The sequence below is a fragment of the Clostridium sp. UBA2485 genome (genome assembly GCF_002341865.1).
Classification (GTDB): domain Bacteria; phylum Bacillota; class Clostridia; order Clostridiales; family Clostridiaceae; genus Clostridium_J.
The window spans coordinates 1-24002 of record NZ_DDOV01000019.1 but is presented as its reverse complement, the minus strand read 5'-3'; the positions used below and the strand labels follow the sequence as shown (position 1 = coordinate 24002).

The window sequence follows — 24002 nt, the reverse complement described above, 5'->3', positions numbered from 1 at the left end:
TTATTTAGTAATTTTTACCGTCATCACCTGACGACTCTTACTATTCTATCAGGTTTGTTTTTCCTTGTCAACAGTTTTTTAAAAGTTTTTTTAAATTTGTTTAACTGTTTTTAATAAAAACTAAACCCCATCACTAAGATTTGTTTTTGCAGCTCTTAGGGACAAGGATTATTATATCTAAATTAAAATGATTCGTTAAAGTTAAAATACATTGTTTAATCAAACCATATTAACTATTCTTCTTTATTCTTCTTATTTTGCTGTATTTCTTTTATTGATACGCCAGGAAAAGTATACTTAAATAATTAAGAATTTAAAGCCAATAACAACAATTTATCAGCATTTTTTATTATAAATAAAAGTTATTAATCCGTTGATTTTTAAAGTATTTCATAAATTATTTTATAAAAAATTCATGAATTAACTACTTATGAATCTAAGAATAATTATTTAAATATTATTATGCTATTTCTTAAGATTCTTTAATAAAAAAAGACTAAGGCATAAAACCTCAGTCTTTTAATTATTCTTCATTCTCTGTTTGCTCTAAACTCTGATTCATTTCTTCTACTTCATTTACATTTTCTTCTGATTCTTCACCAGAAATATCTTCATCACTTGAATCAGTATAATTTATTTTTGCCATAGCAACAATATTTACATCTTCACCTGTCTTCATAAGAGTTACACCCATAGTATTTCTGCTTGTAGTAGATATATCTGCAACGTTTAATCTTATTATTATACCGTCACTATTAATTAACATTAATTCATCTGCATCTTTAACTATTCTTGCACCTACTACATAACCTGTTTTTTCAGTTACCCTATAAGTTTTTATACCTTTTCCGCCTCTACGTTGCAATGTGTACTCTGATATATCTGTTCTCTTACCAAAACCTTTTTCACTTATAACTAAAAGCTCTTCATTTTCTTTAACAACTACCATTGAAACTACAATATCTTCTTCTCTTAAAGTTATTGCCTTAACCCCTGTAGTGGTTCTTCCCATTTCTCTAGCATCTTTTTCATTAAATCTTATAGAATAACCTTGTTTAGTAACAAAAATTATTTCACTATCTCCAGTTGTGATAGTGGCACCTATAAGTTCATCTTCTTCTCTTAAGTTTATTGCAATCAATCCATTTCTTCTTATAGATGCATACTTATCAAGAGAGGTTTTCTTTACTACCCCTTCTTTAGTTCCCATCACAAGATAATTGTCCGCTTCAAAAGTTTTTAATGATATAACTGCTTGAATTGTTTCATTATTTTCTAATGGGAGTATATTTATAAGGTTAGTACCCTTTGCTGTTCTACTACCCTCTGGTATTTCATAAGCTTTTAATTTATAAGCCTTACCTCTATTAGTGAAGAATATCAGGTTATTATGAGTTGAGGTTATAAAGATATGTTCTACGAAATCATCCTCTTTTGTAGTAACCCCTTGAATTCCTCTTCCACCTCTTTTTTGAGCATTATAAGTATCTATAGGAAGTCTCTTAATATACCCTGCATGAGTTAATGTTATTACAACATCTTCTTCTGCTATTAAATCTTCTTCATCTATGCTATATGGATTTTTTTCAATAGCTGTCCTTCTTTCATCTCCATACTTATTCCTAACTTCTATAAGTTCTTCTTTTATTATTCCTAAAAGAACTTCTTCATTTTCAAGTATAGATTTTAAGTACTGTATTGTTTTCATAAGCTCACTATATTCTTCTTCAATCTTTTCACGTTCTAATCCTGTAAGTCTTTGAAGCCTCATATCTAATATAGCTTGAGATTGTTTCTCAGAAAGACCAAATTTGGCCATAAGGCCTTCTTTAGCTTCTTGACCAGTTTTAGATGATCTAATTAAAGAAATTACTTCATCTATGTGATCTAGTGCAATTCTTAAGCCTTCTAAAATATGAGCTCTAGCTTGAGCTTTATCTAAATCAAATTCAGTTCTTCTTCTTATTACCATTTTTTGATGGTTTAAATAATGAACTAAAATTTGTTTTAAATTTAATATTTGAGGTTCGCCATCTACTAACGCAAGCATTATAATACCAAAAGTATCTTGCATCTTAGTATGCTTATAAAGTCTATTTAAAACAATATTAGCATTAGCATCTCTTTTTAATTCTATAACAATTCTCATACCTTCTCTATCTGATTCATCTCTAAGGTCTGAGATACCATCTATTTTTTTGTCCTTAACTAATTCTGCTATATTCTCTATTAAATTTGCTTTATTTACTTGATAAGGAAGCTCTGAAACTATAATTCTATTACGTCCATTATGCTCCTCTATCTCTGATTTTGATCTAACTACTACTTTTCCTCTACCTGTTTCATAAGCACTTTTAATTCCAGCTCTTCCTAAAATTATACCTGCTGTAGGGAAATCTGGTCCTTTTATACTGCTCATAAGCTCAGTAATAGTAACATCTTCATTGTCTATTACCATTATAACTCCATCTATAACCTCTTTTAAATTATGAGGAGGTATATTAGTTGCCATACCAACAGCTATACCTGATGAACCATTAACTAAAAGATTAGGAAATCTTGATGGAAGTACAGATGGCTCTTGCTCTTCACCATCAAAGTTTGGAATAAAGTCAACAGTATTTTTATTAATATCTCTAAGCATTTGAAGAGTAATCTTGCTCATCTTTGCCTCTGTATATCTCATTGCTGCTGCTCTATCACCATCAACAGAACCAAAGTTACCGTGTCCATCAACTAATGTATACCTAATAGAGAAGTCCTGTGCCATTCTAACTAAAGCATCATAAACAGAAGAATCACCATGTGGGTGATACTTACCTAAAACATCTCCAACAATTCTTGCACATTTTCTATATCCTTTTTCTGGTGTTATACCAAGTTCATGCATAGAATAAAGTATTCTTCTATGTACTGGTTTTAATCCATCTCTTACATCAGGAAGAGCACGACCAACAATAACACTCATGGCATAACTAATATAGGAATTTTTCATTTCGTGTCTTATATCTATGGGTAATATATTTTCTTCCCTATTCATATGTTTCACCTCACCTTATTTTTCTAAAATACTATATATCTAAATTGCTAACCTTCTTAGCGTTTTCTTGTATAAATTCCCTACGAGGTTCTACCTTATCTCCCATAAGAATAGTGAAGATTTCATCTGCAGCCATAGCATCTTCTACTGTAACTTTTAATAATGTTCTTTTTTCAGGATTCATAGTTGTATCCCAAAGCTGTTCTGGATTCATCTCTCCAAGACCTTTANNTATTGAATATCTGTATTACTATCTTTTCCACCTACTTGATCTAGAATTTCTTCTAATTCTTCATCACTATAAGTGTAATACTCATTTTTACCCTTTTTAACTTTATATAGAGGGGGCTGAGCTATATAAACATGTCCTTGTTCTACTAATTCCCTCATATATCTATAGAAGAACGTAAGAAGCAATGTTCTTATATGAGCTCCATCAACGTCAGCATCTGTCATTATAATAATTTTATGATATCTTAATTTAGATACTTCAAAGTCTTTAGCTATTCCTGCTCCAAAAGCAGTGACCATATTTCTTATTTCCTCAGAATTAAGAACTTTGTCAAGACGTTGCTTTTCTATATTTATTATCTTTCCTCTTAAAGGTAAAATAGCTTGAAATCCTCTATCTCTTCCTTGCTTAGCTGAACCACCAGCAGAATCTCCCTCGACTATATATATTTCACATTCTACTGGATCTTTTGAAGAACAATCTGCAAGTTTACCAGGTAATGAAGTACTTTCAAGTGCAGTCTTCCTTCTTGTAAGTTCCCTTGCTTTTTTCGCTGCTTCTCTTGCTCTTGCAGCGTTTAAACCTTTATCTATAATACTTTTTCCTACAGCAGGGTTTTCCTCTAGAAAATTGCTTATGGCTTCAGCAACTATAGCTTCAACCACACCTCTAATTTCACTATTACCTAGTTTAGTTTTTGTTTGGCCTTCAAATTGAGGATCTGTTACTTTAACAGATATAACTGCTGTAAGTCCTTCTCTTACATCTTCTCCACCTAAATTTTTGTCATTTTCCTTTAAGAATCCAAACCTTTTAGCATAATCATTTAAAACTCTTGTTAGCGCAGTTTTAAACCCTACTAAATGGGTTCCTCCTTCAATAGTATCTATATTGTTGGCAAAAGAAAATAAATTCTCATTATAGGTATCATTATATTGAAGTGCTATTTCAACTATACACTCATCCTTCGTACCCTCTATATAGATAGGTTCATTGTGTACTTTTCCTTTATTTCTATTTAAGTATTCAACAAAGGATTTAATTCCACCTTCATAGTGGAACTCATGACTTTTATCTTCTCTTTCATCATTTAAGGTTATTCTTATACCTTTATTTAAAAATGCTAATTCTCTTAATCTTTGAGATAAAGTTTCATAGTCAAAATCTACTTCATCAAAGATTCCTTCATCAGGTTTAAAGTAAGTTTTTGTTCCATGTTCTTCAGTATCACCAATTTTTTCAAGTGGAGTTACAACTTTCCCTCTTGAAAATCTTTGTCTCCAAATATGTCCATCTCTTTTAACTTCAACCTCACATATTTCCGATAGAGCATTAACTACAGAAGCTCCAACTCCATGTAACCCTCCAGATGCTTTGTATCCGCCACCACCAAATTTACCCCCAGCATGAAGCACTGTCATTATAACTTCAACTGTTGGTATCTTTAACTTAGGATGTATACCTACAGGCATACCTCTACCATCATCAATTACAGTAATTGAATTGTCTTCGTGAATTGTAACATATATATTGCTACAAGCCCCTACAGTTGCTTCATCAATACTGTTATCAACTATTTCATATACTAGATGATGAAGTCCTCTAGCACTTGTGCTACCAATGTACATACCAGGTCTTTTTCTAACAGCTTCAAGTCCTTCTAACACTTGTATCTGATTTTCATCATAGTTTTGATTATTATTCATGTATATCCTCCTAACTAATTAAAGCTCACAATATACAATGTCTGTTCTTTTACATAAGGTGGCTGAAGAAATAGGAGATAAATAAACCTTACTTTTCTTATTAACTTCAGCTATAACAAAAGATTTAGGTTTTTCTTTGGTTATTCGCTCTACAAATCCGTCTTCCTCTGCCATCCTTATAAATTGAATTGTATCCGAACTATACATAGTGGCTTCCATATCGAAAATTGCTATTACGTCTTTTACAGGAACCACTACATTTTCTCCTAAATGTAGAAACATGGTTATCCTCCTTAACATGCTACAGCTTTGTTATTTTTCCACTTGAGACCTTAAATATTTTTACATTATTAGTTTTATTCAAATGTTTCTCAATATTACTTATTCCTGTACATGTGATTAAAGTTTGCACATCACTTATAGAGTTTAAAATGTATTCCTGCCTTTTAGTATCTAACTCTGATAAAACGTCGTCTAATAATAAAAGCGGATACTCTCCTGTTAACTCTTTAATTATGTGAAGTGATGCAAACTTAATGGAAAGTACAGAAGTTCTTTGTTGACCTTGTGAGCCATAGGTCTTAACATCCATATCGTTTATTAAAACTAAAAAATCGTCTCTATGAGGGCCTACAGAGGTGGTTTTTCTTTCAAAATCTTTTTTTCTATTTTTGGTTAATGAATCATAAAGTTCACTTTTTATATCATTACCTTTTAATTGCATTAAATATTTAAATTCTATTATTTCTTTATCTAAAGTTATTTCTTTATGTATAATTTTACCTTTTATATTTAATTTTTCAATATACTGTAATCTTTTTTTTACTATGTATTCTCCATACTCACTAAGCTTATAATCATATATATCTAATATGTCCGTATTACTGCTAAATTTTTTAAGAACTGAATTTCGCTCATTAAGAATCTTTTTATAAGCTAATAAGTTATAATAATATTTTCCATCAAGCTTACAAAGCTCTATGTCCATAAATTTTCGTCTATAAGATGGTGAATCTTTTATTATGTTTAAATCTTCTGGAGAAAACATAACTATATTTAGTATACCCATAAGTTCTGATAATTTGTTAATTTTTATAGAATTAACATTAATTCCTTTTTTACCCTCTTTAAAGATTTTTATTTCAATCTTTTTATCAAGTCTAATTTTTCCGATATCAACCTTTATGTAAGCCTCATTTTCATTCCATCTTATAAGCTCTTTATCTCTGTTTGTTCTATGAGACTTACCTATACTTGCATAATAAAGGGCTTCTAAAACGTTGGTTTTACCTTGTGCATTATCTCCTATAAATACATTCGTACCATTTGCAAAATCTAAATTTAGTTCATCATAATTTCTAAAATTTTTTAAGAGTAAACTTTTTACGTACATATAAACACCCATCTTAAATTATAACATACTATAAGCTAATAGTGTAAATTTTACTTTAAACAGCTAAAATTTAAAAATATGCACCGGATTTTTTCGGTGCATATATGTTAGCTAAACTACTTTATATTGTTCACCTTGAAACTCAATTATATATCCCTTATAAAGTTTCTTTCCTCTTTGAACCTCTACTTTCTCATTGACTTTAACTTCTCCATTTTGTATGAAGAATTTAGCCTCTGATCCTAGTGAACAGACACCAGTAAATTTTAAAAATGAATCAAGTTTTATGAATTCAGTATTTATTTTAACTTCTACCATTTCGCACCTTACCTTAATTAATATTTAACTCTAACTGGAAGCAATAAATATGTGCAATTATCTTTATCCTTGTTTTTTATAATACATGGACTTACTGCACTAGATAATTCCATTATAACTTCCTCTTCATCCATGTTTTTAAATATATCAATAAGATATTTTGAGTTAAATGCAGTTTTTAAAGTTTCTCCTTGCAATAAAATAGAAACTTCTTCTCTTGCTTTTCCCAATTGAGAATTAGAGGTCACTATTAAGGTGTCTTCTTGAATATCTAATTTTACTAAATTTGTATTTCCATCTTTAGCCATTAGGGAAGCTCTTTCTATACAACTTAAAATTTCATCTTTCTTAACAGTAACTCTTAATTTATATTCTTGAGGAATTATTGAACTATATTTTATAAATTCCCCTTCTAAAAGTCTTGATATAACTTTAGTATTTCCAAAATTAAATAAAATATGGTTTGGGGTAAAGGTTATTTTTACAGGTTCCTCATTATCTTCTAGTATTTTTGATACCTCATTTAATGTTTTTCCTGGTATTACAGCTTCTTTATTATAATCATAGTCTACATTTTCACTTCTAAAGGCAACTCTAAAACCATCAAGAGCCACTAAGTTCAGCTTATTTTCTTTAAGCTCAAACAAAACTCCCGTTAATATTGGTCGTGTTTCATCTTGAGCTGCAGCAAAAATAGTACCTTTTATCATATTTTTAAGAGTCTTTTGAGGTATGGTAAAAATCATATCCTCATCTATAGATGGCAACAATGGATAATCAGTAGCATTCATATGTATTAAATTAACACAAGACTTTTGACAATTTATCTCTATAGTATTGTCATCTATAGAAGTAATTTCAATTTCTGCATTTGGAAGTTTTCTTATTATTTCTCCAAAAAGTCTAGAATCAATAACTATAGAACCCTCTTCTATAACTTCGACATCTATTTTTGTTTCTATACAAACATCTATGTCTGAACCAATAAGTGTTAATGTATTTTTATACGCACTAATGTATATTCCTTGTAATATTTGCATTGTGGATTTTCCAGTTATGGCTTTTTGTACATTTGATATTGCTTCTTGAAGCAGATTTTTTTCAGTTATAAATTTCATTATTTATTAACCTCCTTATTAACAACTTACGTTGTGTATAGAATAGCTTAGATAATATTAAAAAGTTAGTAGTAATAGTAGTAGGGGCTGTGAGTATGTGGATAACCCCTAGAAACCTATAAAACAGCTCAAAAATAAGATAAAAATAATTGTGGATAAATTCATTGAAAAAAATATATTTATCCACAATATTAACAATTTTATTATATTATATTTTTTATCCACATAGTTAATTAATTTTATTAATAACAGATGTTAATTATTTTTGATTAATCTTTTTAGTTAGCTCAGTTACTGTATTTTGTAGGTTTTCATCCTTTTTTAAGCTTTGAGATATTTTCTCATAAGCGTGGATAACAGTGGTGTGATCCCTACCACCAAACTCTTCTCCTATTTTAGGAAGAGATGTATCAGTAAGCTTTCTAGAGAGATACATAGCTATTTGTCTTGGAAAAGCAACATTTCTAGTTCTTCTAGAAGATTTAAAATCTTCTATTTTTAAATTATAATAACTTGAAACTATATCTTGAATTAGTTCTATTGTAATTTGCCTAGTATTTCTGCTAGAAATTATATCCTTTAAAGCTTCTGTTGCTAAATCTACGTTTATTTCCCTATTAGTTAATGAAGAGTAAGCTACTATTCTTATAAGTGCTCCTTCAAGCTCTCTAATATTTGACTTTATTTGAGTTGCAATATATACCATTACTTCATTAGGGATGTTCAAATTTTCTACATCAGCTTTTTTCTTTAAAATAGCAATTCTTGTTTCAAAATCTGGTGCTTGTATATCTGCAATAAGTCCCCATTCAAATCTTGAACGCAATCTGTCCTCTAGCGTAGGAATTTCCTTCGGCGGTCTATCACTGGATAATATAATTTGTTTATCTGCTTCATAAAGCGCATTAAAAGTATGGAAGAATTCTTCCTGCGTACGCTCTTTCCCAGCTATAAATTGAATATCGTCAATTAAAAGCACATCTACATTTCTATATTTATTTCTAAATTCTACGTTTTTATCATCTTTAATAGAATTTATAAGTTCATTAGTAAATTTTTCAGAGGATACATATACGACTTTAGATTTTGAATTTACATTTTGTATGTAATGGCCAATAGCGTGCATTAAGTGAGTTTTACCAAGTCCAACTCCTCCATATATAAATAATGGATTGTATGCTTTCGCAGGAGATTCCGCAACCGCTAGTGAAGCTGCATGAGCAAATCTATTGCTATTTCCGATAACGAAAGAATCAAAAGTGTACTTAGGATTTAATATAGCTGACATTTCATCGTTTACTACTAATGTAGGCTTTTGCTCTTCTTGCTTTTTAGAAGTGTCTTTTTCCATTGCTTCTTCAGATATAATAAAAAAATCAATATTATATGTTTTGTTAGAAACAGATTTAACGGAATTTATAATTAAATCTTTATATCTATTTTCTAATATATCCTTTGTGAAATTATTAGGAACACCTAATCTTAAATTGCTATTTTCTAGCGATATAGGTTCAATACTCTTTATCCAAGTATTAAAGCTAACTTCCGTAAGTTCCCCTTTGAGAGTGTTTAAGGTTTTTTCCCATAATTCTTTCACTTGGGTGTTCATCTCCTATTCCTATCCTCCAGTCTAATGAATTTATTTTTATAATATATTAATAGAAAAATTAATTAATAGAAAAATTAATTTTCACATATAACTCACAAAAAATGAACAACTTTATTAACAGATGAATATTATTATTTAAAGTTGTTGACAATTTTAGATAAAATTATTCACATGTTAATAACTTATTATAAAAATAAAAAATATGAAAAGTTATTAACAGTGTTAGTAAAATAACTATTCACAACAAGTAAAATTGTATAAAATAAGATAAAAAGTCAAAAATATAATAGTAAATACCACTATTTTATAAAAAAGAAACAAGTTATGCACAAAGTTATCAACAGGCTGTGTATAACTTTAAGTATTCAGAAGTTATTAACAGGTCTTATTACATGATATCAAAATCTAATATTGTATTCAAGAAGTTATCCACAAAAAGTAAATTATATAATTGAAAAATATCAACAATAAAGTAGAAGAAACTCGGATTTTTTGTGATTATAGTCATCTTGACATTAGGAGGTTGTAAATATATAATCTAATAGTAAAACCATAAAATAGTGATACTATAATTGCTATAAATTATTTAATCGAAAGAAGGGGGTGTACGCACATGTTCATGACATACCAACCTAAAAAAAGACAAAGAAAAAAAGAACATGGATTCAGAAAAAGAATGAAAACTAAGTCTGGAAGAAATGTTTTACAAAGAAGAAGACTTAAAGGAAGAAAAAGATTGACAGCATAAGGGCCGCTAATGTGGCCTTTTTCTGCAATTGCAGGAAAAAAGGAGCAGTTGATAATGAAGTTAGATAGAATACGAAAGAATCCTGAATTTAGGTTAGTATATAGAAGAGGAAAGTCTTACTCGAACTCAGTACTAGTATTATATGTTTTTAAAAACTACAAAAACAATAATATTAATAGGATAGGAATTTCGGTTAGTAAAAAAGTAGGTAAGAGTGTGATTAGAAGTAGAGTTAAGAGACTTATAAGTGAAAGTTACAGATTGAATAAAGATAATTTAAAGCAGGGTTATGATTTTGTTTTTGTCGCTAGAGCTGCTTCAAAAGATAAAAATTATAAAGATATAGAAAACGCTATAAAAGATTTGTTCAGAAAAAGTGGTTTATACAATGTTGAAAAAAATATTAATAAATCTAATTAATTTTTATAGAAAATACATATCTCCTTTAAAAAGGCCTTGTTGTATATATACGCCTACTTGTTCTCAGTATGCTATAGAGGCTATAGAAAAATATGGTGCTTTAAGAGGTGGATATATGGCGATAAAGAGAATATTACGATGCCATCCTTTTCATGAGGGTGGATATGACCCAGTTAAATAATAACTACACTATAAATTAGGAGGGTTCTATTTTGAAAGAATGGTTAGCAGGAATTTTAGGAAAATTCTTTTATTTTCTATATGATATAATTTCGGCAGGTATAACTGATAAAAATATATCTGTTGGTTTAACTATTATATTATTTACTATTGTAGTTAAATTATTTTTACTTCCACTTAGTATTAAACAAACTAAGTCCTCAGTAAAGATGACTGAGATACAACCAAAGGCTAAAGAAATACAGGACAAATACAAAAATGATCCACAAAGAGCTCAACAAGAAGTTATGAAGCTTTATAAAGAAGAAGGGGTAAACCCAATGGGAGGATGTTTACCATTACTTATTCAATTCCCTATATTAATTGCATTATTCTATGTATTTAGTACATTAAATTATCAGGGAGCTTCATTTTTATGGGTTCCAGCTCTAGATAAGCCAGATCCATATTATATATTGCCTATATTATCAACTATAACTACATATCTATCATCTAAGGCTATGCAGCCAGCAGGAAATAGTGAAGCGGCAAAGAAAACTTCTTCAATGAATATTGGTATGGCGATTTTTTTTGGATTTATGAGTTTGAATTTTCAGGCAGCCTTAGTTTTATATTGGGTAGTAAATAACTTACTTCAGTTAGCACAAACTTTAGCATTAAAGCCTAAGAAAAATGTTGTGTAATATGTTTATAACTAGAAAATAGTTAATATATATGCCTATTAAATTTAGAAAGGCGGTGTCATAGGGAATGAAATGTATTGAGATGACGGGGAAAACCACAGATGATGCTATTAAAAATGCACTACAAGAATTAAAGTTAACAGAGGATAAAGTAACAGTAGAAATATTAGAAGAAGGAAGCAAAGGTTTTTTAAATATAATAGGAGTTAAGCCTGCAAGAGTTAGAGTAACTATTAAGAGAGATCGTATTTATGAAGCTAAAAACTTTTTAAGAGAAGTTTTAGAATCAATGAATATGAAAGCTGAAATTAGAGTAAAAGAAGAAAATGATGAAATTAAAATTAACTTAATTGGACCTAATATGGGAATTTTAATAGGTTATAGGGGAGAAACTCTAGACTCTCTTCAATATTTAGTTAGCTTAGTTGTAAATAAAGACCATGATGAAGAGTATAAAAGGGTTATACTAGATACTGAAAATTACAGATATAACAGACAAGAAACTTTAAAAAGACTTGCTGGAAAAATGGCGAGTAAAGTTAAATTAAGTGGAAAAACGTTAAAGCTTGAGCCTATGAACCCATATGAAAGAAGAGTAATACATTCAGCTCTTCAAAATGACCCAAATGTAAAGACTTATAGTGAGGGTGAAGAGCCTAAAAGAAGAGTAGTAATTGAGTTAAAGAAAGCCTAAGGGCTTTCTTTTTAGTTCTATAGGAAAAATAAGATTAATGGATATTCAATAAATTAGAGAAGTTTATATAATATATTTTATAATAAAATATTAAACTACAGAAAAATATTTAATTAATCTCTAAATAAAAATTGATAGAAGATTTACATATTTAAAATTTTAGAGTTTAGCATTACAACAGGATGGCTATTAATAATATCATACAATCAATTTAGAAATATTCATTGTCTAACTTTTAATTTGTAATTAGAGCATGACTTTGTCATGCTTTTTATAATATAGTAAAATAGTATAATGTTTTTATTTTATTTGTATTTTGGGATAAAATAAGAAATAGTAGTTTGATAATATTACGTATGTATTAAGGATAGATTTATAGGTATCCAATATGAAAACTTAAAATATACTCTGGAAAATAANNTTAGAAATTAAGAATTAATAATTAAGAATGAAGAATTTAGGAAGAAATTCACTAAAGGTGAATTTCTTAAAATAAAATTTATTGTAAAAAACCCCCAAGGCTTTAACCATAATTCTTCATTTTTCATCCTTAATTCGCATTCATAGAAAAGGATTTTTGTTATGGAAATTAAAATCATGTATAAATTAAATTTCTATTGAGGAATCCTATAAACCAAGGGAGGTATAGAACAGATGAAAGAGTTTGATACAATAGCTGCTGTTGCCACTACTGTTGGAGAAGGCGGAGTATCTATAATTAGGGTTTCAGGTGATAAGTCTCTTAAAATAGTTAGCTCTATTTTTGAAGGAAAAAATAAGAGAGAATTAGATGATATAAAATCTTATACTATGAGATATGGTCACATTGTTGATAAGGATAAAAATCATATAGATGAAGTTATTGTAAGTTATATGAAAGGACCTAGGAGTTTTACAGCAGAAGATGTTGTAGAAATAAATTGTCATGGTGGTGTAATTGCTACTAATAGAGTTATGCAGGAAGTTTTAAAAGCTGGGGCTAGAATGGCTGAACCGGGTGAATTTTCTAAAAGGGCATTTTTAAATGGAAGGATAGATTTAAGTCAAGCAGAAGCTATAGTAGATATTATAAATGCTAAAACTGAACTTAGTATGAAATCTGCTCTTATGCAAAGTGAGGGTGGAATTTCCAAGGAAATAGAAGTATTAAGAAATGATCTCTTATCTACAATTGCTCACATAGAGGCTACTGTAGATTATCCTGAAGATGATTTAGAAGAAGTTACTGCAGATATGGCAGTTTTGAAATTAAATGAAGTATTACTAACTATAAATAATCTTTTAGATACAGCTGATGAAGGAAAAATTTTGCGGGAGGGCTTAAATACGGTAATAGCAGGAAAGCCTAATGTGGGTAAATCCTCATTATTAAATGCACTAACAAAGGAGAATAGGGCAATAGTTACGGATGTACCAGGAACTACCAGAGATGTTATAGAGGAATATATAAATATTAGTGGAGTACCTATTAAAATAATTGATACAGCTGGAATAAGAGAAACAGAAGATTTAGTGGAAAAAATAGGTGTTGAAAAATCTAAAGAAAAAATAAATGAAGCAGACCTTATAGTATTAATATTAGATAATAGTAGAGCTATAGAGGAAGAAGATAAGGAGATTATAGAATATATAAAAGATAAAAAATACATTGTACTATTAAATAAAATTGATTTAGATGGTAAAATAAATAAAGATGATTTAATAGGTTTAAATTCTGATTATATATTTAATGTTTCCATAAAAACTGGAGAAAATATTGAAAAGATAAAAGAGTGTATAAAAGAACTTTTCTTTAAAGGTGAAATAGCTAGTAATGATATAATAATAACTAATACTAGACATAAGGAAGCACTATTTAGAGCTAAAGAAAATATTGAGAGTGCTGTTGATGCACTTAAAAATACATTTGCAATTGATCTAGCGTCTATAGATATTAGAGATGCGTGGACAATTTTAGGTCAAATAACAGGAAATACTTTAGAGGAAAACATAATTGATAAGATATTTTCAGAATTTTGTTTAGGAAAGTAGGTGACTTTATGAAATATTTGGCTGGAGATTTTGATGTTATAGTAATTGGAGCTGGGCATGCAGGCTGTGAAGCAGCACTTGCTACGGCAAGAATGGGATGCAAGACTTTAATGTGTACTATGAATTTAGAAAGCGTTGCTTTTATGCCATGTAATCCTAATATTGGTGGTACAGCTAAAGGGCACTTAGTTAGAGAAATTGATGCATTAGGCGGAGAAATGGGTGTAAATATAGATCATACTTATATTCAATCACGAATGTTGAATACCTCTAAAGGTCCAGCAGTCCATTCTTTAAGAGCTCAAGCGGATAAAAAAAGATATTCTGAAAGAATGAAAAATGTTGTAGAAAAACAGGAAAATTTATATTTAAAGCAACTTGAAGTTATAAGTATAGATGTAGAAAATAACAAGGTTAAAGGTGTCTTAACAAAATTTGGAGCGTATTTTACTTGTAAGGCATTAATTTTGACCACAGGAACCTATCTAAAATCTACTGTAATTGTAGGTGATATAAGTTATAATGAAGGACCTAGTGGTCTTTATCCGTCAAATCATCTTTCTCAATGCCTATTAGATTTAGGCATTTCTTTAAGGAGATTTAAGACAGGAACTCCTGCTAGAATAAATAGACGTTCAGTAAATTTTTCTAAGATGGAGGAACAAAAAGGAGATGAAAAGGTTGTACCTTTTTCTTTCATGAGCGAAAATATAGAAAGAGAACAAGTAGATTGTTATTTGACATATACAAATAACAAAACTCATGAAGTAATAATGAAAAATATACATAGATCTCCATTATATAATGGTTCAATCCATAGTACAGGACCTAGATATTGTCCATCAATTGAAGATAAAGTTATGAGATTTCAAGATAAGGAGAGACATCAAATTTTTATTGAGCCTGAAGGAGAAGGTACAGAAGAGATGTATGTTCAAGGTATGAGTAGTTCATTACCAGAGGATGTACAAATAGAAATGCTTAAGACTATTCCAGGTCTTGAAGATGTTGAAATGATGAGAACAGCTTATGCTATAGAATATGATTGTATAGATCCTACTCAGTTAAAGCTCTCATTAGAATTTAAACATTTAGATGGATTTTTCTCAGCAGGTCAAGTTAATGGAAGTTCAGGATATGAAGAGGCAGCAGGTCAAGGTATTATAGCTGGTATCAATGCTGTATTGAAGATAAAAGGAGAAGAGCCATTAATATTAAAACGTTCAGATGCATATATAGGCGTATTAATAGATGATTTAATTACAAAGGGTACTAATGAACCATATAGAATGATGACTTCACGTTCAGAGTATAGACTTTTACTAAGACAAGATAATGCAGATTTAAGACTTACAGAGATGGGATATAAAGTAGGGCTCGTAACAGACGATAGGTATAATAAGTTCATAACAAAGAAAGAACAAATTGAAAATGAGGTTAGAAGATTAAAAAATCTTCAAATTACTAATAAAAAAGAAGTACTAGAGTTTCTAGATACTAAAGGGTCAGCTCCACTTAAAAAGCCTATAAGTTTTTATGAGTTAATTAAGCGTTCAGAACTTGATTATTATATAGTTGTAGAATTAGATCCTGAAAGACCTAAGCTTTCCTATGCGGTTACAGAGCAGGTAAATATAATTTCAAAATATGAGGGTTATATTGAAAAGCAACTTGAACAAATAGCTCAATTTAAAAAATTTGAAAATAAACTTTTACCTGAAGATATAAACTATGATGAAGTCAAAGGTCTTAGAATTGAGGCAATGCAAAAGTTAAATAAAATAAGGCCTGTAAATATAGGGCAAGCGTCAAGAATTTCAGGAGTATCACCAGCAGATATTTCAGTTTTAATGATTTATCTTGAACAAAGAAATAGATTAAAAAACCAAGAAGAAAATAAAACTGAATAGCTATATATGGAGGGATAATCATGAAATACTACAATATATTAGAGGAAGCAAGCAATAACGAACATTTAAGTTTTGATGAAGATAAATATAATAAATTTATGCTCTATAAAGATATGATTAAAGAATGGAATGAAAAAATAAATTTAACTGCCATTACAGAAGATGATGAAATAATAAAAAAACATTTTATTGACTCTATAAAGGTATTTAAAATAGATGAATTAAAAGAAGCTAAAAGAATAATAGATATAGGTACAGGTGGAGGATTTCCAGGAATACCTATGAAAATTATAAATCCAAAATGTGAAATGGTTCTTTTAGATTCATTAAATAAAAGAATTAACTTTTTAAATGAAGTTATAAGAGAATTAAAACTTGAAAATATAGAAGCAATACATGGAAGGGCAGAAGATTTTATAAAACAAAATAATTGCAGAGAAAATTTTGATGCAGTAGTTTCTCGAGCAGTGGCTAATCTTACTGTTTTAAGTGAATTTTGTCTTCCATATGTAAAAATCGGGGGATATTTTGTAGCTTTAAAAGGACCAGCTATAGAAGAAGAGATGAATGATGCTAAAAATGCTTTGAAAATATTAGGGGGAGAAGTCGAAAGAATAGAGGAAGTAACAATAGAAGGTAGCGATTTAAATCATAATTTAGTAGTAATAAAGAAATTTAAGGAGACTCCTAAAAAATATCCTCGAAAAGCAGGTATGGTAACAAAGAATCCACTAAGATAATGTAAAAATATGGTATAAACTTCTTTGTAAAAATACACAAAAAAAGAAGGGTTTTTTAAAATAAAAAGAGAATTGTAAATATGAGGAAAAAAATAGAGGGATGGGTTTACTATGGAAAAAAATGTAACTTATATTTCTACGGAACTAATTTCACCAAATAAATATCAACCAAGACAAGTGTTTAATGATGAGACTATAGAGGAATTAGCTCAATCTATTAAAGCATACGGAATTATACAACCATTATCAGTTAGAAAAAATAATGACAATACATATGAGTTGGTAGCAGGTGAAAGAAGATTAAGAGCTGCTAAAAAAATAGGGTTAACAGAAGTACCAGCAATAATAATTGAAATAAGTGATGAGGACTCCGCAGCTATTGCTCTTTTAGAAAATCTACAAAGAGAAGACTTAAATTTCTATGAGGAGGCAGTTGCATATTACAACTTAATTCAAGACCATTCTTATACTCAAGATCAATTAGCTAAAATAATAGGTAAAAAGCAATCAACAATTGCCAATAAGCTTAGAATACTCAAGCTAGATAAAGAGTTAACTGATAAAATTATAAAAAACAAATTAACAGAGCGTCATGCTAGAGCATTACTTAAATTGCCAGATTTAGATCTTCAGAAAGCTGTACTAGATATGGTTATAGAAAAAGGTTTAAATGTAAGTAAAACAGAGCAGTTAATAGATAGAGAATTATTAAAGTTATCACAACAAGAAATAGCTGCTGATGGAAAGAAAAGAATAAAAGGTATATTTAATGCTAAGATATATGTAAATACTATTAAACAAGTATTTGATAAATACGGAATAGATGCTAAATATAGATCAAAAGAATTAGATGATAGTATTCAAGTAACAATTACTATACAAAAAAAATAATGATAAAAGAATGTTTCATGTGAAACATTCTTTTTTGCTTTTAAATTTATAAATGTATTTAAAATAATCTATGAAAATTTTATAATAGCTTATTAATAAAAATATAGAAGTAATTATTAAGATTATTTTCATTATACCTTGATAAAAGATGTGAGTTTTTTATAGTATTTTTCAAAGAATAAATTCTTATGAAGTAAAGTTATGGGAAAAAACAACTACAAATATCTATTTATATAAGAAATTTATATAAAAATTTTAAATAAGACTTTTATTGTATTTTATATACATATATAATTACATATATAAAGTCAAATTACATAGCGGCTTTTAGAATGGGGGTATTAGCTATGAAAGTTATATGTGTATTTAATCAAAAGGGTGGCGTTGGAAAAACAACTACTAACATTAATCTTTGCTCTTACTTAGCGATGCATGGAAATAAAATACTAACAATAGATATAGACCCTCAAGGGAATACTACAAGTGGATTAGGTTTTGATAAAAGAAAATTAGAATTATCTATGCATGATGTATTAACTGATGATATCTCATTAAATAAAATAATTAGAAAGTGTGAGTTAGTAGATAATTTTTATATAGCACCGTCAACTATGACTTTAGCAGGTGCAGAGGTTGAATTGATTAACAAGGCTAGCAGAGAAACGATTTTAAAGAAAAAAATAAAAGAGTTAGAAGAAGATTTTGATTATGTATTTATAGATTGTCCACCATCATTAGGATTATTAACTATCAATGCATTAACTGCATCTGATAGCGTGTTAATTCCTATTCAATGTGAATTTTATGCTTTAGAAGGTGTAGGACAGCTTATGAATACTGTTGAGTTGATAAAAAAATCTCTAAATAAAAAGCTCCAAATAGAAGGAGTTATTTTAAGCATGTATGACAGCAGGACAAAGCTAAGTAATGAAGTTGTTGCTGAAGTTAAAAAGTATTTTGGCGATAAAGTTTATGAAACTTCAATTCCTAGAAATATTAGATTAGCTGAATCACCAAGTTTCGGATTACCAATAATGCTATATGATGACAAGTGTAAAGGAGCTGAAGCATTTGAAAAATTGGCAAAAGAATTTTTGTCAAAGCAAAGGAGTGATAAATAGTGGTAAAAAAATCTGCTTTAGGGAAAGGTCTCAGTGCACTTATTCCAGAAAACATCGAAGAAGAAGTTTTTGATGAAAAAGCTATTACTACAATTTCTATGAATCTTATAAGAGCTGATAAAGAACAACCAAGGAAAAATTTTGATCCTGATAAAATTCTGGAGCTTTCAGAATCTATAAAACAGCATGGAGTAATACAACCTATTATATTAAGAAAAGAAAATGATACTTATGTCATAGTAGCAGGAGAAAGAAGATGGCGGGCTGCGAAAACTCTAGGATTAAAAGAAATTCCATCTATAGTTATGGATTTAACTTCTAAAGAAGTTGTGGAGATATCTCTTATAGAAAATATAGTTAGAGAAGATTTAAATCCTATTGAAGAAGCATTAGCTTATAAAAGATTAATAAAAGAATATAATCTAACACAAGAAGAAATAAGTAAAAAAATATCTAAATCGAGAAGTGCGATTGCTAACTGTATGAGATTATTAAACTTAGATAATAGAGTTCAACAATATATAATTGAAGGAGTAATCTCAGAAGGTCATGGAAGAGCTATACTTGCTATTGAAGATAAAAATCTTCAATATGAAATTTCACAAAAAGTTATAGATGAAGAACTTAATGTAAGACAAACTGAAAAGTATATAAAAAACTATTCAATGGAAAAGAAAAAAAGAGTTGGTAAAAATTTAAATCCTTATTATAAGGACTTAGAAAGTAAATTAGAAAATTATTTTGATACAAAAGTAAGTCTAAACTCTAAAAATAAGAATAAAGGCAAGATAGAAATTGAATATTATTCTGAAGAGGATCTACAACGGATTTTAGATTTGTTAAAGTTATAATGTTTCACATGAAACAATGAAGGAAGGATGAAGAGAATGGACAGAATTATAAGCTTTATCAGTGAGTATCATTTATATATTACTCTAGGACTAATAGCATTAGTTACATTATTCATTATATTATTAATTATTGCATTTATATCATTAAATAAAGTAGAAAAAAAATATAGACGAATGATGAGAGGCGTTAATAATAAAAATCTTGAAGAACTATTATTAAATTCCCTTGATTCTATTGATGATATTAAAGAAAAAAATAGCGAAGTAATAAAAATTTGTAATGCAACTAGAGCATTAACTGAATCATGTATTCAGAAGGTAGCTATTATAAGGTATAAAGCTTTTGAAAATATAGGTAGTGATTTAAGCTATTCGGTCGCTTTTTTAGATGCAAATAATAATGGAGTATTACTAACAAGTATTTATGGAAGAAATGAGAGTACTACATATGCAAAACCTATANNTATGATTTATCAGAGGAAGAAGAAAGAGCATTACATCAAGCTATGAATACTAAAATTTAATAATAAGTTATATTTACAGTCTTGACTAATTATTTTCTATTAAATAGCTAAAAGGTTATTAGTGTTTTCTCTAATAACCTTTCTCATATATTATTGTTTCACATGAAACATAAAATATGATTTATAGTGTAGTTTAATTTATGTAATTAGTAATAAATAAGTATTGGAGTACTATTAATTTAAAATAAAATTAATAGTTTTAAATTATGGATAAATATCAATTATAATAGAATGCAAAAATTATCATATTGACAAGTTTTTAATAAAAATATAATTGCAAAAAAATATAAAATAAAAAGAGTATGTAGCAGATGGAAATTAGGAGTTCTTAGTATTAAGAAAATTTATGGGATACTACATACCCTATGATTTAACTATATTTCAATCTTTTTTAAAACAACATCTATTTCATTTTCATCTTCTATATTAGAAAACTTTTTACCACCTATAGCTTTAAGAATACAATGATATATCCCACTAGCTATAACATCAGCTAATTTCATAACTATATATAATCTTGTATTTTGAAGCACCATAAATTCAAGTGCTCCAGAAATATTTACTATTCCAGTTATACTTAAATCTCCTACTGCTGGTAAATCTTTATTAAGTGCAGAACCAGGATTTAGAGGTTTTGATTCAATGATTACTTTACCTACATTAGATAGTGAACCAAGAGAGGCATCTACAGCTATAATAAAGGCATTTGGATACAATGTATTAATATTTTCTATTGTTTCCACAAGATTTTTGGCATGAACAGGATTTTCTAAATTGCCATATATATGAACTTTATTTCTTATTAAAAATTTTAATTTTTCTCCTACTAGAGGTCCTAGGCTATCACCGGTTGATCTATCAGTACCAATACATAAAATTACAATATCTCTATTTGATTTAATTATTGGGATAATTTCTTTTATTAATGTTTCACGTATATTATATATACAATCATGAGATAAAGAATCGAATATCATTTTATTTACCATACACAACCCTCCTATTGTAATTATTACCAAAATAGGAATGTTATATACTTGAAATTCATATATATTTTTATTTAGGTATATTCAAAAAAATAGCTATTTATTATGTTAGCCTATTTTATTTTAGATTCTTTATAAATAGTTGTTACAATTTATAAAAAACAAAGGGAAGCTTAGCTTCCCTTATTTGTATATAGTTATATATTAAAATATCAAATTCTAATATTTTATTTAAATTTGTTATAGAAATCATTTAAGTACCTTATTAATACAATCTAAAGTATAATTTACGTCCTTTAAATCATTAAAATATCCAAAACTAAAACGAATAGAGCCATTAGGATAAGAACCTACTGCTTGATGTGCTAGTGGAGCACAATGAAGTCCAGTACGAGTTATAATGCCATATTCAGAATCTAATATAAATCCTAGTTCACTATTATCAATTTTTTTAGAGTTTAATGATATAGTTGAAGTTCTATTTTCTATATTTTGTTGACCATATATTATTATATCTTTCATATTTAATAAACCATCAATAAATTTATTTGCTAAATATTCCTCATGTTCTTTTATGGTATTTAATCCTTCATTATTTATAAATTTAATACCTGCTAACAATCCAGCAATAGCTGGTGCATTCATAGTACCGCTTTCAAATTTATCAGGCATAAATTGTGGTTGATTAACACTTGAGGAAAGGCTTCCTGTACCACCTTCAATTATTGAAATACATTCTGAGTTAAATTCATCATCAATTAAAAAGCCACCGATACCTTGAGGACCTAATAAACTTTTGTGACCTGTAAATGCTAAGGCATTACAATTTAAATTTTCAAAATTAACATCTATAGTTCCTGCACTTTGTGCAGAATCTATTATAAAGTAAATATTCCTTTCTTTACAGAGCCTTCCAATTTCCTCTAAAGGCTGAATACTTCCTACTACATTTGAGGCATGAGATAAGACAATTAGTTTTGTATTATTTTTAATTTTATTTTTTAATTCTTCAATACTTATAAAGCCATTTTGTGAAGCACCTATTATGTCTAATTCTATAATATTGTTTTCTTTTAATGTATGTAATGATCTTAAAGTACTATTATGATCCATAACAGAAGTTATAACATGCCATCCTTTTTTTACAGAGCCCTTTATTAGCATGTTGAGTGAGTATGTAACATTTGGTGTAAAAATAACATTTTCTATTTTATTAAAATTAAAAAATTCCATTAAAGCTTCTCTTGCTTCATAGATTATTTTATTTCCCATAAGTGATGAACTTGAAGCTCCTCTACCTACATTAGAACCAATTTTAGTCATATAATTAAGAATAGCATTATATACGTTTTGTGGTTTAGGATGAGATGTTGCACCATTATCTAAATAAACTTTCATTCTATGACCTCCTAAAGAATAAGATATATTCATTATTTAAAAAGTTAATTAAAATATTTTATCTATTTACATTTTAAATATTACATTAGTTCTTTTGTTTGATATAATTAATTTAGCTTTTATAAGCTTTATATTAATATAACATAAAATTGGAAATGTATAAATTAATATTTAAAGAGTTATAATCTCTATGAAACTAGAAAATAAAGAGGGGGAATTATGATGAGTAATATAATAGATTGTAAAGGACTTAATTGTCCTTTACCTGTAGTAAATACTAAAAAATATTTTGACACTATTGAAAATGGAGCTGCAACAACTATAGTCGATAATGAAATTGCAAAAAATAATGTTGTTAAATTTGCAGAAAATGCAAATTTAGAGGTTAATGTGTCAGAGAAGGATAGTTTATATCATATAACAATTGTAAAAGGTGAAGGACAGTTAGAAAATTTTAAAAATGAGAAAAGCTTTGAGAGTAATGAAAAATTTACAATTGTTGTTTCAGGTGATAAATTAGGAAATGGTGATGAAGCATTAGGTGAAGCTTTAATGAAAAGTTACTTATTTGCTCTTTCAGAAGCAGATATAATTCCTAATAATTTAGTATTTTTAAACAGTGGTGTAAAATTAGTAGTTGAAGGTTCTTTAGTTTTAGAAAGTATTAATAAACTAAAAGAAAGAGGCGTTAGTATATATAGTTGTGGATTATGTCTAGATTTCTATAAAATAAAAGATAAAGTTCAAGTTGGGGAAATAACAAATATGTATGCTATTATAGAGATGATGAATAGTAGCAAAACAATAAAGCTATAAAGTTTAGGAGGTAAGCTATTGGATAGTTATTATATCTTAGTATTTAATAACACCCATGAAGCTATGAAAGCAGAAAGTGGATGTGTTGAAGCTAAAATTAAGGCAACAATGATGCCAACACCTTCTTATATAACCAAAAGTTGTGGAATAAGCTTAAGAGTTGACGAGAATGGATTTAGCGGTATTAAAGAACTGATAAATGAAGAGAAAATTAATGTTAAAAGTATATTTAAAAAAGAAGATAGTTTTTATACGGAAGTACAATTTTAATATAACATATCTTCAAAGATAACCAGTTAAGGCATATTTTATGCTTGCTGCATAAAAACCCAGAGATAGTGATACTATCTCTGGGTTTTATAGCGTTCTTTAACAGAAAATATTTAAAATTTCTGCTTAGCTATTTTAAAGCAATGTGTAATACATATAATACGTTAAAAGTCACTATTTAAATTTTATAATTTAGATGGTGACTTTAATTTTTAAAATAAAAAATTAAAATCTATCATTAAATTTTGTACTAACTAAATATTAAATAAATGAATGTCATTGATAAAGCTCTAGAAAAAAGATAGAAAAGCCATTAGTTATTA

Annotated in this window: 21 protein-coding genes and 2 pseudogenes; 14 read left to right on the top strand and 9 right to left on the bottom strand. The window is 28.3% G+C overall.

Annotation, left to right across the window (positions count from 1 at the left end; all coding sequences use genetic code 11):
* Window positions 1-523: 523 nt before the first annotated feature.
* From gyrA to dnaA, 7 genes and pseudogenes are all read right to left on the bottom strand, one after another.
* Window positions 524-3040 (bottom strand): DNA gyrase subunit A, encoded by a 2517-nt coding sequence (gene gyrA / locus B3603_RS02565; RefSeq protein WP_291560335.1) that lies wholly within the window; start codon window positions 3038-3040, stop codon window positions 524-526.
* Between the two features lie 31 nt (window positions 3041-3071).
* Window positions 3072-4978, bottom strand: a pseudogene (gene gyrB, locus B3603_RS02560) (DNA topoisomerase (ATP-hydrolyzing) subunit B).
* A gap of 18 nt (window positions 4979-4996) precedes the next feature.
* Window positions 4997-5260, bottom strand: coding sequence for an extracellular matrix regulator RemB (remB, locus tag B3603_RS02555; protein ID WP_039634431.1), 264 nt, complete (start codon window positions 5258-5260; stop codon window positions 4997-4999).
* Window positions 5261-5279: 19 nt separating this feature from the next.
* Window positions 5280-6371, bottom strand: a complete 1092-nt coding sequence (recF, locus tag B3603_RS02550; RefSeq protein WP_291560331.1) for a DNA replication/repair protein RecF — start codon at window positions 6369-6371, stop codon at window positions 5280-5282.
* 111 nt (window positions 6372-6482) lie between these two features.
* Window positions 6483-6689 (bottom strand): S4 domain-containing protein YaaA, encoded by a 207-nt coding sequence (gene yaaA / locus B3603_RS02545; RefSeq protein ID WP_291560329.1) that lies wholly within the window; start codon window positions 6687-6689, stop codon window positions 6483-6485.
* 17 nt (window positions 6690-6706) lie between these two features.
* Window positions 6707-7807 carry a DNA polymerase III subunit beta gene (gene dnaN, locus B3603_RS02540; RefSeq protein WP_291560328.1) on the bottom strand — a complete coding sequence of 367 codons (1101 nt, stop codon included), beginning with the start codon at window positions 7805-7807 and terminating at the stop codon, window positions 6707-6709.
* A gap of 259 nt (window positions 7808-8066) precedes the next feature.
* Complete coding sequence (dnaA, locus tag B3603_RS02535; protein ID WP_291560327.1) at window positions 8067-9416, bottom strand: chromosomal replication initiator protein DnaA; 1350 nt, start codon at window positions 9414-9416, stop codon at window positions 8067-8069.
* Between the two features lie 613 nt (window positions 9417-10029).
* On the opposite strand from dnaA, the gene rpmH reads away from it, so the two are divergent.
* The 12 genes and pseudogenes from rpmH to B3603_RS02475 all read left to right on the top strand — a co-directional run bounded on the left by rpmH (window position 10030) and on the right by B3603_RS02475 (window position 20209).
* Window positions 10030-10164 (top strand): 50S ribosomal protein L34, encoded by a 135-nt coding sequence (gene rpmH, locus B3603_RS02530; RefSeq protein ID WP_039634440.1) that lies wholly within the window; start codon window positions 10030-10032, stop codon window positions 10162-10164.
* A gap of 54 nt (window positions 10165-10218) precedes the next feature.
* A complete protein-coding gene (gene rnpA, locus B3603_RS02525) occupies window positions 10219-10584 on the top strand; it encodes a ribonuclease P protein component (protein WP_291560322.1) in 366 nt (121 codons plus the stop codon).
* Entirely contained in the window at window positions 10553-10765 is a 213-nt protein-coding gene (gene yidD, locus B3603_RS02520; protein WP_396153103.1) for a membrane protein insertion efficiency factor YidD, read from the top strand. The genes rnpA and yidD overlap by 32 nt, the downstream gene beginning before the upstream one ends.
* 31 nt (window positions 10766-10796) lie before the next feature.
* Complete coding sequence (gene yidC / locus B3603_RS02515; RefSeq protein ID WP_291560320.1) at window positions 10797-11447, top strand: membrane protein insertase YidC; 651 nt, start codon at window positions 10797-10799, stop codon at window positions 11445-11447.
* Window positions 11448-11514: 67 nt separating this feature from the next.
* Complete coding sequence (gene jag, locus B3603_RS02510; protein WP_291560318.1) at window positions 11515-12141, top strand: RNA-binding cell elongation regulator Jag/EloR; 627 nt, start codon at window positions 11515-11517, stop codon at window positions 12139-12141.
* Window positions 12142-12795: 654 nt separating this feature from the next.
* The gene (gene mnmE / locus B3603_RS02505; protein WP_291560315.1) at window positions 12796-14172 is read left to right on the top strand and encodes a tRNA uridine-5-carboxymethylaminomethyl(34) synthesis GTPase MnmE; all 1377 of its coding nucleotides are present in this window, start codon (window positions 12796-12798) and stop codon (window positions 14170-14172) included.
* Between the two features lie 8 nt (window positions 14173-14180).
* Window positions 14181-16082 (top strand): tRNA uridine-5-carboxymethylaminomethyl(34) synthesis enzyme MnmG, encoded by a 1902-nt coding sequence (gene mnmG / locus B3603_RS02500; protein ID WP_291560313.1) that lies wholly within the window; start codon window positions 14181-14183, stop codon window positions 16080-16082.
* A gap of 20 nt (window positions 16083-16102) precedes the next feature.
* The gene (gene rsmG / locus B3603_RS02495; protein WP_291560311.1) at window positions 16103-16822 is read left to right on the top strand and encodes a 16S rRNA (guanine(527)-N(7))-methyltransferase RsmG; all 720 of its coding nucleotides are present in this window, start codon (window positions 16103-16105) and stop codon (window positions 16820-16822) included.
* A 111-nt stretch (window positions 16823-16933) separates the two neighbouring features.
* Entirely contained in the window at window positions 16934-17713 is a 780-nt protein-coding gene (gene noc, locus B3603_RS02490) for a nucleoid occlusion protein (protein WP_291560309.1), read from the top strand.
* Between the two features lie 347 nt (window positions 17714-18060).
* Complete coding sequence (locus B3603_RS02485) at window positions 18061-18834, top strand: ParA family protein (protein WP_291560308.1); 774 nt, start codon at window positions 18061-18063, stop codon at window positions 18832-18834.
* Window positions 18834-19685, top strand: a complete 852-nt coding sequence (locus tag B3603_RS02480; protein WP_291560305.1) for a ParB/RepB/Spo0J family partition protein — start codon at window positions 18834-18836, stop codon at window positions 19683-19685. Before B3603_RS02485 ends, B3603_RS02480 begins: the two co-directional genes overlap by 1 nt.
* Before the next feature lie 36 nt (window positions 19686-19721).
* A pseudogene (locus tag B3603_RS02475) lies at window positions 19722-20209 on the top strand (DUF4446 family protein).
* Window positions 20210-20583: 374 nt separating this feature from the next.
* On the opposite strand, the gene yyaC reads toward B3603_RS02475, so the two are convergent.
* Both yyaC and B3603_RS02465 read right to left on the bottom strand, forming a co-directional pair.
* Window positions 20584-21198, bottom strand: a complete 615-nt coding sequence (gene yyaC / locus B3603_RS02470; RefSeq protein WP_291560303.1) for a spore protease YyaC — start codon at window positions 21196-21198, stop codon at window positions 20584-20586.
* A 246-nt stretch (window positions 21199-21444) separates the two neighbouring features.
* Complete coding sequence (locus tag B3603_RS02465) at window positions 21445-22593, bottom strand: aminotransferase class V-fold PLP-dependent enzyme (protein ID WP_291560301.1); 1149 nt, start codon at window positions 22591-22593, stop codon at window positions 21445-21447.
* 222 nt (window positions 22594-22815) lie between these two features.
* Between B3603_RS02465 and yedF the strand changes: the two genes are divergently transcribed.
* Entirely contained in the window at window positions 22816-23409 is a 594-nt protein-coding gene (gene yedF / locus B3603_RS02460; protein ID WP_291560299.1) for a sulfurtransferase-like selenium metabolism protein YedF, read from the top strand.
* Between the two features lie 18 nt (window positions 23410-23427).
* Complete coding sequence (locus B3603_RS02455) at window positions 23428-23679, top strand: DUF3343 domain-containing protein (protein ID WP_291560297.1); 252 nt, start codon at window positions 23428-23430, stop codon at window positions 23677-23679.
* Window positions 23680-24002 lie beyond the last annotated feature (323 nt).

Excerpts from the sequence above, each read along its gene's own strand:
- gyrA (WP_291560335.1), bottom strand. The coding sequence starts at position 3,040 with ATGAATAGGGAAGAAAATATATTACCCATAGATATAAGACACGAAATG.
- remB (WP_039634431.1), bottom strand. The coding sequence starts at position 5,260 with ATGTTTCTACATTTAGGAGAAAATGTAGTGGTTCCTGTAAAAGACGTA.
- recF (WP_291560331.1), bottom strand. The coding sequence starts at position 6,371 with ATGTACGTAAAAAGTTTACTCTTAAAAAATTTTAGAAATTATGATGAA.
- yaaA (WP_291560329.1), bottom strand. The coding sequence starts at position 6,689 with ATGGTAGAAGTTAAAATAAATACTGAATTCATAAAACTTGATTCATTT.
- dnaN (WP_291560328.1), bottom strand. The coding sequence starts at position 7,807 with ATGAAATTTATAACTGAAAAAAATCTGCTTCAAGAAGCAATATCAAAT.
- dnaA (WP_291560327.1), bottom strand. The coding sequence starts at position 9,416 with ATGAACACCCAAGTGAAAGAATTATGGGAAAAAACCTTAAACACTCTC.
- rpmH (WP_039634440.1), top strand. The coding sequence starts at position 10,030 with ATGTTCATGACATACCAACCTAAAAAAAGACAAAGAAAAAAAGAACAT.
- rnpA (WP_291560322.1), top strand. The coding sequence starts at position 10,219 with ATGAAGTTAGATAGAATACGAAAGAATCCTGAATTTAGGTTAGTATAT.
- yidD (WP_396153103.1), top strand. The coding sequence starts at position 10,553 with ATGTTGAAAAAAATATTAATAAATCTAATTAATTTTTATAGAAAATAC.
- jag (WP_291560318.1), top strand. The coding sequence starts at position 11,515 with ATGAAATGTATTGAGATGACGGGGAAAACCACAGATGATGCTATTAAA.
- mnmE (WP_291560315.1), top strand. The coding sequence starts at position 12,796 with ATGAAAGAGTTTGATACAATAGCTGCTGTTGCCACTACTGTTGGAGAA.
- mnmG (WP_291560313.1), top strand. The coding sequence starts at position 14,181 with ATGAAATATTTGGCTGGAGATTTTGATGTTATAGTAATTGGAGCTGGG.
- rsmG (WP_291560311.1), top strand. The coding sequence starts at position 16,103 with ATGAAATACTACAATATATTAGAGGAAGCAAGCAATAACGAACATTTA.
- noc (WP_291560309.1), top strand. The coding sequence starts at position 16,934 with ATGGAAAAAAATGTAACTTATATTTCTACGGAACTAATTTCACCAAAT.
- B3603_RS02485 (WP_291560308.1), top strand. The coding sequence starts at position 18,061 with ATGAAAGTTATATGTGTATTTAATCAAAAGGGTGGCGTTGGAAAAACA.
- yyaC (WP_291560303.1), bottom strand. The coding sequence starts at position 21,198 with ATGGTAAATAAAATGATATTCGATTCTTTATCTCATGATTGTATATAT.
- B3603_RS02465 (WP_291560301.1), bottom strand. The coding sequence starts at position 22,593 with ATGAAAGTTTATTTAGATAATGGTGCAACATCTCATCCTAAACCACAA.
- yedF (WP_291560299.1), top strand. The coding sequence starts at position 22,816 with ATGAGTAATATAATAGATTGTAAAGGACTTAATTGTCCTTTACCTGTA.